At 42.7% G+C, this 12,649-nt stretch carries 13 protein-coding genes; 9 read left to right on the top strand and 4 right to left on the bottom strand.

Translation table 11 applies throughout. From position 1 onward, the window contains the following. Nucleotides 1-55: 55 nt before the first annotated feature. Entirely contained in the window at nt 56-1,078 is a 1,023-nt protein-coding gene (locus FTV29_RS02115) for an AraC family transcriptional regulator (protein WP_179999461.1), read from the bottom strand. Between the two features lie 137 nt (nt 1,079-1,215). On the opposite strand from FTV29_RS02115, the gene FTV29_RS02110 reads away from it, so the two are divergent. From FTV29_RS02110 to FTV29_RS02100, 3 genes are all read left to right on the top strand, one after another. Beyond that, nucleotides 1,216-1,986 (top strand): 3-hydroxyacyl-CoA dehydrogenase, encoded by a 771-nt coding sequence (locus FTV29_RS02110; RefSeq protein WP_005097220.1) that lies wholly within the window; start codon nt 1,216-1,218, stop codon nt 1,984-1,986. Nucleotides 1,987-2,233: 247 nt separating this feature from the next. Then, the gene (locus tag FTV29_RS02105; RefSeq protein ID WP_180074997.1) at nt 2,234-3,370 is read left to right on the top strand and encodes an acyl-CoA dehydrogenase family protein; all 1,137 of its coding nucleotides are present in this window, start codon (nt 2,234-2,236) and stop codon (nt 3,368-3,370) included. Nucleotides 3,371-3,635: 265 nt separating this feature from the next. After that, a complete protein-coding gene (locus tag FTV29_RS02100) occupies nt 3,636-5,282 on the top strand; it encodes an AMP-binding protein (protein WP_180074996.1) in 1,647 nt (548 codons plus the stop codon). Nucleotides 5,283-5,537: 255 nt separating this feature from the next. On the opposite strand, the gene FTV29_RS02095 is transcribed toward FTV29_RS02100, so the two are convergent. Then, on the bottom strand, nt 5,538-6,068 hold the full coding sequence (locus FTV29_RS02095) for a pyridoxamine 5'-phosphate oxidase family protein (RefSeq protein WP_005097216.1): 531 nt from the start codon (nt 6,066-6,068) through the stop codon (nt 5,538-5,540). 482 nt (nt 6,069-6,550) lie between these two features. Between FTV29_RS02095 and FTV29_RS02090 the strand changes: the two genes are divergently transcribed. The 5 genes from FTV29_RS02090 to FTV29_RS02070 all read left to right on the top strand — a co-directional run bounded on the left by FTV29_RS02090 (nt 6,551) and on the right by FTV29_RS02070 (nt 9,847). Next, nucleotides 6,551-7,321 (top strand): HesA/MoeB/ThiF family protein, encoded by a 771-nt coding sequence (locus tag FTV29_RS02090; RefSeq protein WP_100355341.1) that lies wholly within the window; start codon nt 6,551-6,553, stop codon nt 7,319-7,321. 58 nt (nt 7,322-7,379) lie between these two features. Further along, nucleotides 7,380-8,678: an AarF/ABC1/UbiB kinase family protein gene (locus FTV29_RS02085; protein ID WP_005097212.1), complete on the top strand. Its 1,299-nt coding sequence runs from the start codon at nt 7,380-7,382 to the stop codon at nt 8,676-8,678. Nucleotides 8,679-8,807: 129 nt separating this feature from the next. Continuing rightward, entirely contained in the window at nt 8,808-9,188 is a 381-nt protein-coding gene (gene folB, locus FTV29_RS02080) for a dihydroneopterin aldolase (RefSeq protein ID WP_034439422.1), read from the top strand. Then, complete coding sequence (locus tag FTV29_RS02075; RefSeq protein ID WP_005263244.1) at nt 9,145-9,582, top strand: 2-amino-4-hydroxy-6-hydroxymethyldihydropteridine diphosphokinase; 438 nt, start codon at nt 9,145-9,147, stop codon at nt 9,580-9,582. The genes folB and FTV29_RS02075 overlap by 44 nt, the downstream gene beginning before the upstream one ends. A gap of 91 nt (nt 9,583-9,673) precedes the next feature. Then, entirely contained in the window at nt 9,674-9,847 is a 174-nt protein-coding gene (locus tag FTV29_RS02070; RefSeq protein WP_180074995.1) for a hypothetical protein, read from the top strand. 334 nt (nt 9,848-10,181) lie between these two features. Here FTV29_RS02070 and FTV29_RS02065 read toward each other — a convergent pair whose 3' ends face one another. Further along, nucleotides 10,182-10,883, bottom strand: coding sequence for a VIT family protein (locus FTV29_RS02065; protein ID WP_004645386.1), 702 nt, complete (start codon nt 10,881-10,883; stop codon nt 10,182-10,184). 282 nt (nt 10,884-11,165) lie between these two features. Here FTV29_RS02065 and FTV29_RS02060 point away from each other — a divergent pair, with 282 nt between their 5' ends. Beyond that, nucleotides 11,166-11,867, top strand: a complete 702-nt coding sequence (locus FTV29_RS02060) for a DUF1003 domain-containing protein (protein WP_180074994.1) — start codon at nt 11,166-11,168, stop codon at nt 11,865-11,867. Nucleotides 11,868-12,012: 145 nt separating this feature from the next. Here FTV29_RS02060 and coq7 read toward each other — a convergent pair whose 3' ends face one another. Further along, the gene (gene coq7 / locus FTV29_RS02055) at nt 12,013-12,648 is read right to left on the bottom strand and encodes a 2-polyprenyl-3-methyl-6-methoxy-1,4-benzoquinone monooxygenase (protein WP_180074993.1); all 636 of its coding nucleotides are present in this window, start codon (nt 12,646-12,648) and stop codon (nt 12,013-12,015) included. Nucleotide 12,649: the final 1 nt, after the last annotated feature.

The following is a 12,649-nucleotide window of genomic DNA, read 5'->3' as shown; positions in this document are numbered from 1 at the left end:
AACTTAAGTTTCAATAAAATTTTATTAATATTTTTTAAGTATCAATTTATATAAATTATCTAATATTATTTTGACGATAAGCTCCCGGACTGACTCCAGTCCATTTCTTAAAGGCACGATGAAAGGCGCTGGATTCCTGGAAGTTGAGCTGGTCACTGATGTCTTGCAAGCTTTGCTCAGTACGCGTCAATAATTCGATTGCGGTATCCCGGCGTATTTCATTTTTTAATTGCTGGTAGCTGACCCCTTCGCTTTTTAAACGCCGTTGTATGGTCGCCTCGGACATATTCATTTTTGAGGCAAGATCATTCAGTTCTAGCCATTCTGACGGTGAAACTTGCAGAAGCTGTCTGCGAATCTGGGTGCTGAGTGCATAAGGATTTTTAAAACGCACCAATAAATTGTGAGGCGTTTGTTGAATAAACTGATACCAGGATTGAGCATCCTGCTTAATCGGCAGTTGCAGATAGCTTGCATCAAACTGCACATAGTTTTCATTGGCCTGATATTCAATCTGTTCACAAAAACGGACTTTATAATCAAAATCATCGAGTGGTGCAGGACATTTTAATTGAATCTGATTCAGCAAAATCCGTTGTCCACTTAACCAGCAGATCAAGGTATGAATCAGCATCAGATAGGTCGCATAACTAAACATGCGTTTTGTAGATTTTAAATCATAAATCACGATATAGGCATAGTGTTCCTCAACGAGAAGCGTGCTTTGCAGATCGTCCAGAATCAAGTTGAGAAATTGCAAAATGTGTTGTAGCGCCTTTTCCAGTGTATCTGCCTGCATAAGCATTTTTGAAAGCAATTTAAAGCTGCCACGGCGCATGGCATGACTGTCCATGCCAAAAAATTCGTCATTCATGCTGTCTGCAAGCACTGTCCATAATTGGGCAAACTGGCTTACCGACACGCGCGCTTGAGGTGCATTGAGTACTTCGGCTGGAATATTGGCTTTTTTCAGAATAGTAGAGATATCAAATTCTAATCGTTTGGCATCGAGCAAGGCTTCCTTGACCAAGTCGATCGAAATAGTCCCTTTGCTATATTCCAATGCAGGCTTATGCATGTTCAGTGTGACATCCTCATTTTTATTGTCCAAATACCTCAGGCAAGATGCAATATTTGGAAATTGTACAGAATAAAAACTCTGTTTACTCTGCATATTAAGTCGTATCTCAAATAGAAAATTATCAGGGAAGAAATATGAAAATTCAGGGAAAAGTCGTTGTGATTACCGGGGGAGCATCGGGTTTGGGTGCAGCGACAGCCACGCATCTGGTTGCACACGGTGCCAAAGTGATTCTGGTCGATATGAATCAAGAGCAGGGTGAGGCATTACAGCAACAACTGGGTGAGCAGGCTGAATTTGTACAGCTAGATGTCACCGATGAGCAGGCCGTAGAAACGTTCTTTGCACATGTCGAAAATGCGTATGCTCAACTGAATGGTTTGATCAACTGCGCAGGTATTGCACCTTCTGCCAAAGTGCTGGGGCGTAACGGTATTCATGAATTGGCGATGTTCCAAAAAGTGCTGAATATTAACGTGAATGGCACATTTAATATGCTACGTCATGCAGCGGCGTTAATTGCAAAATATGAACTGCAATCTGGTGAAGAAGAGCGTGGCGTGATTGTAAATACCGCTTCGGTCGCCGCTTATGATGGTCAAATTGGCCAGACCGCTTATGCTGCTTCCAAAGGTGCAGTGGTGGCGATGACTTTACCTTTGGCTCGTGAACTGGCACGTGAAGCCATTCGAGTGATGACCATCGCCCCGGGCATTATGGAAACCCCGATGCTAAAAGGTATGCCGCAAAATGTTCAGGATGCTTTGGGACAAATGGTGCCATTCCCATCACGTTTGGCTAAACCTCAGGAATTTGCCCAGTTGGTGGGGCATATTTTTGAAAATAGCTATTTAAATGGTGAAGTGATTCGTCTGGATGGCGCGATTCGCATGCAGCCTAAATAAGTCTTCGATTTATATAGGACATGATGATTTGCACAGCTGCCAGTTTCTCATTGAATTTAAATGACTTTGTTTAAGCATGCATTTTCTTTTGAAGGATCAAAAGAAACAAAAATCCTTTGCGAAACTGAAGATACATCCCTGTATCTCAGTTTCGCAGGCGACATCCATGCCGCCTTAACTGACGTTCCAACGATCTCAATAGTAAAAAGCTTGAAGTAAATAAAATAGATATAGAAAGGGAAGTTCAATGATTTTAAATGATGAACAAAAAATGATTCAGGACATGATGCGCAATTATTCGCAGCAGAAACTGAAACCAACAGCGGCCTTACGAGATAAAACAGCACAATTTCCTGCACAAGAACTCAAAGAACTGGGTGAGCTTGGCGCACTGGGTATGACCGTTGCTGAAGAATGGAGCGGTGCAGGTCTGGATTATGTTTCTCTGGTTTTGGCACTTGAGGAAATTGCCGCAGGAGATGGCGCAATTTCGACCATTATCAGTGTGCAGAACTCTTTGCCTTGTGGGATTACCCAGCGTTATGGCACCGAAGCACAGAAACAGCAGTATTTAACTAAACTGGCCACTGGTGAATGGCTCGGTTGTTTCTGCTTGACAGAACCTCAGGCCGGTTCAGATGCCAGTTCTTTAGAATGTAGGGCCGAACGTGATGGCGATGAATGGGTGCTTAATGGCACCAAGCAGTTTATTACCACGGGCAAACATGCACAGATCGCATTAGTCTTTGCTGTGACAGATAAATTGGCAGGGAAAAAAGGCATTTCATGTTTTCTGGTACCGACCGATGCACCGGGTTATATCGTGTCACGCCTAGAGGAGAAAATGGGTCAGCATTGTTCCGATACCGCGACGATTGTTCTGGATAACTGCCGGATTCCGGCGGAAAACCTGCTGGGTCAGGAAGGTGAAGGCTACAAAATTGCCTTGTCCAATCTTGAATCCGGTCGTATCGGGATTGCTGCGCAATCAGTCGGGATGGCTCGGGCTGCGCTGGATGCAGCGGTGGAATATGCCAATGAACGTAAAGCCTTTGGTGTAGAAATTGTGCAGCATCAGGCAGTGGCATTCAGACTGGCAGATATGGCCACACAAATTGAAGCGGCACGTCAGCTGACCTTGCATGCGGCAACTTTAAAAGATGCTGGTTTAGCCTGCTTAAAAGAAGCCTCAATGGCAAAACTATTTGCATCAACCATTGCAGAGCGGGTTTGTTCCGATGCGATTCAGATTCATGGTGGCTACGGTTATGTCTCTGATTTTCCAGTAGAGCGTATTTACCGTGATGTGCGCGTGAGCCAAATTTATGAAGGTGCATCGGATATTCAACGTTTGGTGATTGCGCGTGAAGTCTGTCAATGTTGAGTTTGATTAAAAATAGACTTTGGTCGATGTTCAAATCTGGCATTTCGGTTGATGGATATGAAAATTGCCAGGATCAAGCAACCCTGATTAGCTAAAGACAGACAGTACGCAGAAGATAAATAAAGCAGCATGATTCATGTCTTAGTCATCAGGCATGAATCAGATGTGAAGAAACTATGCTGATGGAATCAGCAGGAACAACAACGATAAGTGGACACACTCAGGCAAGGTCGCCTGAAAATACAACAGGATAGAGGTTGTCGTCATGAAGACACTAGAACAAGCATATGTTGATTTCAATTTTGAAAATATGGTTCAGGAACATCTGGCTGGAAATGCAGAGTCCATCAATGCCTATACTGAATGTTGTGGACGTTACCTTGGCCAAAACCGAACCGCACTGATCTGGGAAGGCAAAAATGGTCAAACAGAGCAGTGGACATTTGAACAATTGGCAACTGCTTCAGGACAGCTGGCCAATTATATGCATTCTCTGGGTTTAAAGGCTGGAGATTGTATTGCTGGACTACTGCCAAGAACACCTGCACTCTTAATTACTATTTTGGCCACTTGGCGGATCGGTGCTATCTATCAGCCTTTGTTCACTGCCTTTGAAAGTAAAGCAATTGAGCATCGTATGAGTACGGCCGCTACTCAACTGATTGTCACCGATCAAGAGCAGCGCCTGAAACTGTATGATCTGAATGTTCCAAATATTCTGACCGTACATCAGGCAGTGGCAGATCATTATCCGGATGCTGATTTTTGGACCGAGTTAAAGCAGCAGTCAGAAGAGTTTGAGCCAGTGAGTGGCCAATTTAATGATATTTTTCTGATGATGTTTACTTCAGGCACCACAGGCTTGGCAAAATCGGTTCCTGTACCTTTAAAAGCGTTGTTGGCCTTTAAAGGCTATATGCTGCACGCCGTAGATCTGCGAGAAGAAGATTCCTTCTGGAATCTGGCAGATCCAGGTTGGGCCTATGGACTATATTATGGCATTGCGGGCCCGCTCAGTTTAGGTCATAGCATCATTATGGATGAACGTGGATTTAGCGTCGATAATGCTGTACATATCATTGAGAAATATAAAGTCAGTAACCTGACTGGCTCGCCAACCGCATTCCGGATGTTCTTTGGCTTTAAAGAAAAATTTGATGCAGGGATTAGTTCGCATTTGCGTGTGGTCAGTAGTGCAGGTGAACCGCTTACGCCTGAAGTGATCCAGTGGTTCAATCATGATTTAAATGTGAATATTTATGATCAATATGGACAGACTGAACTCGGTATGGTGATCGCCAATCATCATGGCTTGGAGCATCATAAAAAAGTGGGTTCAGCTGGATTTGCGATTCCGGGGCATTGCTTTGCGGTATTGAACCCAAAACATCAGGAAGTCGAAAAAGGCGGGATTGGAATCTTGGCAATTGACTGTTCGGCTTCACCCTTGATGTGGTTTAAAGGCTATGCCGGTCATAATCGAAAGTCTTTTGTCGGGCAGTATTATTTAACCGGTGACACTGTAAAACTGAATGAATATGGCGGTATTGATTTTATTGGACGTGCGGACGATGTCATTACAACCTCGGGCTATCGGGTTGGGCCTTTTGATGTGGAAAGTACCTTGCTGGAATGTGAAGAAGTGCTTGAATCTGCAGTCGTCGGTAAACCAGATCCAGAACGAACAGAAATTGTAAAAGCCTTTGTGGTACTTAAACCAGCCTATCCAGCCACTGAGGAACTCATGCTGAAGCTGCAAAGCTATGTGCGTTCACGCCTATCCAAGCATGCCTACCCAAAAGAGATTGAATTTGTCGAGTGTTTACCTAAAACGTCGAGTGGAAAAATTCAGCGAAATTTACTCAAACAGCAGGAAATTGCCAAACTTCAAGAAATCAAACAAGTTAGTTAGTTTTTAAAATTAATCTGTTAAGTAAGTGCCAAAAGGCTGCCATGGCAGCCTGTGGTTTTTTGACAAAATACAGCATTTTCTAGTTAAATTTTAAATTAGAGATAGGACTGATTTTTACAAGATTTTATTTTCAAAAGTACGAATTAAATTAAGCGAAATACATGGTTGATGTAATTACATTGAAATTATGGCAAGGTTTAAGATTAAATATATCAAAAATTTAGCCTCTTAATCTTAAGAGGCTAAATGTATCCATTACCAAATATTGGTTTGTAAATTTACTTTTTGGTGTTCCGCATGTGGCTCACCCGCTTCACCGGTAACGCCACCTTTTAAAGCTTTAAAGAGCTGGGTGACTTTGTTGTCGGTCACATTCCAGTATTCAGCGCTGACCGCTTCAGCAATCAGTACCCGTACAGTCGGATCATCCTTGCCATCAAACCAGTTTTCTGCCCATGGATTCCACAACTGTTCAATCAGAATACGATCGGTACTAATCTGGGCATGGGCACTGATTGACACATAAATACCATCTGATGGTTTTGCAAAAGACAATCCAATTTGACCACGGCCTGTTTCTGCTGCTTTGACCAGATCATTGGTATTACGCAGGATGAAATATAAATTTTGACGTTCATTCATCTGTTCGGAGTTCAGCATGGTCATTGGCTGGGAATGGATTTCATGGGTGTCAGTTAAATGGCTGATCATGGTGTAACGGACATCCTTGATCAATTCCCATAATTTTTCACGATTATCATGTTGAGTATTGTTATGCTCGGTCATGTATGTTCTCCATACGATTTTATGAAAACTTGAAAAGATTGCTTGGTATTTTCAGATTAATCATATTTAGAGACAGATGCCTGAGGTCTCACTGAACTCATACATTTTTATACTCAAATGCAGGCAGAGGCTACAGAATCGCTAAACAAGACAACTCAATGTACAGGGTAATTTAATAGCAAAGATTTTAATAACAGCAGGTCTGACGCCTTTTATAAACTGGAGAGCCATTTGCCGGAACTGTTTAATTGAGGTGATTCAAAAAAATCATGCCAAGCCCTAGTGGCTGCAGCTTGATACCGAGCGTTTAGCTGATATGCTATTTGGCTCAGCGATGGCCAAACCATTTATTGATGTGCTGTGAATTGACTGTGAGATTGATCTTCCAAAAATTTTTAGCCTTTAGAAACATCAGTAAAGCCAATTTTTGCGATCATTGTTAAAAATTTTCGAAACAAGGAAAGACGTTGTCTACATTTAATATGGATGCCATATCCCCAGAATTCGAACTCACCGATGCTGAATTACATTTGTATAGCCGTCAGATTCTTCTGGATGGCTGGGATATTGATGCTCAAGAACGGTTAAAATTTTCTAATGTCTGCATTGTTGGTTGTGGTGGAATTGGCTGTGCACTGGCAGAGCTTTTGGCACGTGCCGGTGTAGGAAAAATTACCCTGATCGATCCAGATACGATCGAGATGAGCAATTTACAGCGACAACTTGCATTTACACCGCAGGATCTTGGACTTTACAAAGCAGAAATTCTGGCGAAACGACTGGGCCAAATTAATCCAAACGTACAGGTTGAATATATTAATCAGGCCTTAACGGCTGAAAATGCAGTCAGTGTGATTCGGCATCAGGACTTGGTGCTGGATGGTTGCGACCAGTTTGCGACACGTTATCTGGTTAATCAGCGCTGTGTAGAACTGAATGTACCTTTGTTGAGTGCCTCGGCGATTGGCCTGCAAGGGCAACTTTTTATGCTCGAAGGGGATTCGGCCTGCTATGCCTGCCTGTTCCCACCCGAGAATCAGGCCGATGAAAGTCTGCGCTGTGCAGATTCCGGAGTACTGGCGACCACGCCTAACGTGATGGCCAGCTTGCAAGCCCATCATGCCTTGTTATATCTGGGTTTGGGATTGATGCCACTCAGACAAAAACTGCTGTTATGGGATGGATTGAGTTTTAAGCAGCGGATTCTCGCTTTCGAAAAAGATACAGATTGTCCGATCTGTCAGGCAAGATAAGCCTGCAAATTAATATTTTTTTGCTACACTGCATGTAATTAATTTTTCCTAAGACATTATGAAAAACAATATCTGGTTAGATGGAATACGTTCAGTTGCCCGCATGGGAGAAACAGCGGTCGTTGCGGCAAAGGCGGGCTTTAAATATGCTACTGAAAAGCCAAGCAATGCCAAACTCATGCGGGAGACTTTTGAATCTCTGGGTTCAACTTATATCAAGCTGGGGCAGTTTATTGCCAGTACGCCGTCTCTATTTCCGCGTGAATATGTAGAAGAATTTCAGGGCTGTCTGGATCAGACTCCACGCTTGCCGTTCAGTTATATCCAGCAAGTGTTGGCCTCTGAATTTGAAGGGCGTAATCTGGATGAGATCTTTGCCTCGATTGATGAAACGCCATTGGCCTCTGCGTCTATTGCACAGGTGCATGCGGCCAAGCTGGTGTCTGGCGAAGATGTCGTGATTAAGGTACAAAAACCGGGTGTGGAAACCATTTTATACACCGATTTAAATGTACTGCACTGGGCGACCAAAGTGCTGGAAAAAGCCGTGCCCAAAGTCAAATTCGCTTCGCTGGCCGATATTGTTGATGAAATCAAAACCCGGATGGTACGTGAAGTTGATTTTATCGAAGAAGCACAGAATCTGGATGATTTTGTCAATTATCTGAATATCACCAATAATAAGGCAGCGACTGCACCTAAGGTTTATCATCAGTATTCGACCCGTCGTGTGCTGACCATGCAACGCTTGTATGGTGTGCCATTGACCGATTTTGAAGTGGTCAAAAAAGTATCCAAAGATCCATCTCAAGTACTCATTACCGCAATGAACACCTGGTTTGGCAGCCTGATGATGTGTAACAGTTTCCATGCCGATCTGCATGCAGGCAACCTGATGCTGCTCGAAGATGGCCGTGTCGGTTTTATCGATTTTGGCATTGTTGGCCAGCTCAAACCTGAGGTATGGACGGCATGTATGGCATTTATGGATTCATTGCAACATACCAATTATGAGTTGATGGCACAGAACATGCTGAAAATGGGTATGACTGCTGTGCAGATTGATACCAAAGTTCTGGCAGCGGATCTTGAGCGTTTATTCAGTGGCGTATTGATGGCAGACCCTCAGGAGCTGTTAACATCAAATCCGGCTGATCTGAACGATATCATGATGGATATGGTGGCTGTGGGTGAACGTCACGGCATCCGCTTCCCGCGCGACTTTGCTTTGCTGTTTAAGCAAATGCTGTATTTCGACCGTTTTATGCGAATTTTGGCACCATATACCGATATCTATGCCGATCAGCGTTTGCAAATGATTCAGGACATTGATCCGAATTTACTGTTAAAGCATTAATCTTAAACCCATCTAGACTTGGAAAAATCCCCCTAAATCCCCCTTTTTTAAAGGGGGACTTTAAAAGCTCCTCCCTTTAAAGAGGAGCTTGAGAGGGATGTGGTCAGTATTAAATTCTCGAGCAATCCAATGGACGCCATTATTATTGAAGGTTTAAAGGTTGAGACAGTCGTGGGCTGCTTTAACTGGGAGCGTCAAATTATTCAGCCTCTAATGCTGGATTTGACCATTCAAACCGATTTAGAACAGGCATCAAATTCAGATGCACTTGCAGATACGCTGAATTATGCAGAAATTTGTGAGATTTCCAGCAAAGTCATTCAAGAGGCCAAGCCTGAATTGATTGAACATGCAGCAAAGTTGGTGTTGAATGCACTTTTTACTACCTTTACAGCAATTGAATCGATTAATATTACGATCCGTAAGCCTGCCATTATCGCGCAAGCCAATTCTGTAGGGATACGTCTTGAACGCCACCGAAACGATTTTCGCCCTAGCATTAGCGAGTAATTGTCATCCTCAGCAACATTTTCAAGCTGCACAGCAACGTATTTCCGAATGGGGAGAAGTACAGTTTTCTCCTGTTTATAGGATTCCTTGCCGCGATGGCATAGGCGCCGATTACTGGAATGCAGCATGTTTATTGCGAAGTTCGCTGTCCAGTGATGTGCTGATTGAGCTGCTCAAACAACTGGAACAGGCATCAGGCCGAGTACGCCCATCGCATCAGATTAGCTTAGATGTGGATCTGATTGCCTGGGGATCAGATTTTCAACATATGCAGTTTAATGAAAAAAAATTACCTTTGGCTCTGGATGTGAAAGTGCCGATGTTTGATATCTGGAAGGATGCAATGTTCGAGCACGGATCACATAGCTTTCCAACAGTTGAACAGCTGATTTAAATCGAATCACCTAATTTTCTGCTAATACAATTTATCCAGTAAGAATATAAGAATAATTAACCCGCCTGATCAAGCCAGATCAGGCTTTTTTATGCTTCAGTTTTTTGTTTTAGATGAAAAGAAAAATTCAGATAAGATGGCTCAGGCGGAGTTTAGGAATCCTTTAAAAATGAAAATATTAGAAATCTTGGTTTCGGTGATTTTAATTCTTGAGATTCTTTATGTCATCCAATGGGGGGTTCATAGTTTTCCAACAGGCAATTAATGTTTGATTGATTTAAGGCTCTGGAATTTATTTTAAGTTCGATAAAAATCCTCAAAGCAGTAAAAATGCCTCATCGCTCTTTCACTTTTTCTTGTTATAAAAAATGATCAGCAATACGATAATGATCGCAAAGATGGCAAGAATGATCGTAGTTTCCATAACAATACCTCTCAGACATAGATCTTAGGTTTTAAACATCTAAATTAAAACCGAACATATATTAATTAAACTCAAGTTTTGTTAGAGCCGCTAATTCTTTGAAAAAAATATTTTTCAATGATGTTAATAGAAGAACGGCTCAATCCTATTCTGTGTCTAACTAATAAATAAATATTTAGGCAACAGACACATTAAATAATGATCCGATCCACGCACTGAATAACATGGCGATAATTCCCCAGAGCATGACCCGAACTGCACCTCTCCAGACACTTACTCCACCCGCATAGCTCGCCAGTGCACCCATCATCCCCAAACTTAAAACGCCAATCAGCATGACGCCTTTATCCAGATAGTGTTCCGGTAAAATCATGATTGAAATTAAAGGAAATAATGAGCCTACCGTAAATGCCATGGCGGAAGAAAATGCAGCGAGAAAGGGTTGGGCAGAGGTATGCGCTGAAATACCAATTTCATCCCGGGCATGGGCATCCAAGGCATTATGGTTGGTGAGCTGTTCAGCGACCTGTTGTGCCAAAGCGGGTTCCAAACCTCGTTGTATATAAATCGTTTTGAGCTCATTTAACTCATGCGTGGGATGGCGTTGCAGTTCGCGCTCTTCCATGAGTAGATCATTGGTTTCAATGTCTTGCTGGGATTTAACCGAAATATATTCACCGGCCGCCATTGAGGCAGCGCCAGAAATTAATCCGGCAACACAGGTCACCAATAAAATTTCTGTGGATGCTCCACTGGCTGCGATACCCACCACCAGACTGGTGACCGAAATAATCCCGTCATTTGCCCCCAGTACAGCTGCACGAAGCCAGCCCGCGCGTTCGATATAATGTTTTTCAAGATGGTATGAATGGCGCACAATGAAGCCCCTTTTTTATTATCATCATGATTATAGTAAATTTAAGTCATGTATAGATAGTAGGATTGAATCGATCTGAAAATTATCTTGAATGATCTGATCATCGTGCGCTTGGCTTAGCCTTTTATCAATCCAAGATAAAATCGAAGTGAGATTCATAAGTTCAAGAAATCAGACGCACTTGATACATAATTGATTTACGAATGGTAAAAATGATTAAAGCAAATCAAATATATCGAACAAAATAATAGCTGAGTGAGCTGGTTTAAAAAGAGAATCATCATGAAAGAAAAACATGAAAGCCATAAATGCTTGGTATGCGGCAAGCACTTTCTTCTGAAAAATCTTACTCCGATGGGAACAGTCAGAAAAGTCATTACCGAAGAGATTGCCAGGGATATTCCAGGCTGGACACCGCAAGATTATATTTGCCAGGCAGATTTAACCCGGTACCGCATACAGTATGTACATTCATTATTAAGTTCGGAAAAGGGTGAAGTGACTGATCTTGAGTTTGAAGTGATTGATAGCATGCATCAGCATGAACTGATTACCAAAAATGTGGAAACAACCTTAGAGCAAAAGTGGGCTTTGGGAGAAAGGCTCGCTGATAAAATTGCAACTTTTGGTGGAAGCTGGACCTTTTTGATTTGTTTTGCAATTTTCTTGGGTCTGTGGATTATGATAAATACTGTGGTGATGGTGACACGACCTGCTGATCCTTATCCATTTATTCTGTTGAATTTAATCCTTTCGTGTCTTGCGGCGATTCAAGCACCTATTATTATGATGAGCCAGAACAGACAGGAAGCAAAAGACCGCTTACGTTCGCAAAATGATTATCAGATTAATTTAAAAGCTGAACTGGAAATTCAGCATTTACATGAAAAATTAGATCATCTGTTGCTGCATCAATGGGAACGGTTGGCGCAAATTCAGGAAATCCAGCTGGACCTACTTTCTGAAATGAGCAAAAAAGATTAAAGGGTGCTGTTGGGGGAATCTCTATTATTTCATAGAACTTATAAGTAATAAGATCGCCAGATGCCTTGAGTTTATTATCTCGCTCAAGATTTGAAGCGTAATAAACAGCCCACCAATGAGTGGGCTAAAATTGAACTAGTTTCATTTAAATAAAATAACTGGTCTTGGTCATCAACTTGGAAATGGCCGTCATGGTCATTTTGACCGGAACAGGCAGGTCTACACCGCCAGCATTTAAAGCTGTATCTCGATGATGCAGCTCGTCTTCATTCATCTGTTCCAGAATACGACGAGAACGTTCATCTTGAGGGGGCAACTGGCTAATATGATGTTGTAAATGCATGCTGACTTGACGTTCTGTTTCAGCCACAAAACCCAAGCTGTATTTATCGCCCGCGATCCCGGCAATCGCACCCATGCCAAAGGAAAGACCGTACCAGACTGGATTAAGAAGACTAGTATGGCTATCCAGTTCTTTTAAACGGTCTTCACACCATGCCAGATGATCCTGTTCTTCAATCGCTGCCTGTTCCATTTCACGACGCACATTCGGGAGTTTCGCTGTCATGGCCTGACCGTGGTACAGCGCCTGTGCGCAAACCTCACCACTATGATTGACCCGCATTAAACCTGCCACATGACGTGCATCACTGACCGTTAACTGCGTTTCGACCGGTTGGGCCGGATTTTCACGTTGTGCCGAAGTCGTGCCCGGGACTAGACTGCGTAATGCCTGGTCAAAAGAATGAATCAGCTTATCGAGACCTGTATATTGACGCATG

This window comes from Acinetobacter sp. YH12254 (genome assembly GCF_013417415.1).
Classification (GTDB): domain Bacteria; phylum Pseudomonadota; class Gammaproteobacteria; order Pseudomonadales; family Moraxellaceae; genus Acinetobacter; species Acinetobacter pseudolwoffii.
The sequence above is the reverse complement of the archived record's forward strand: the minus strand, read 5'-3'. Positions and strand labels throughout refer to the sequence as shown.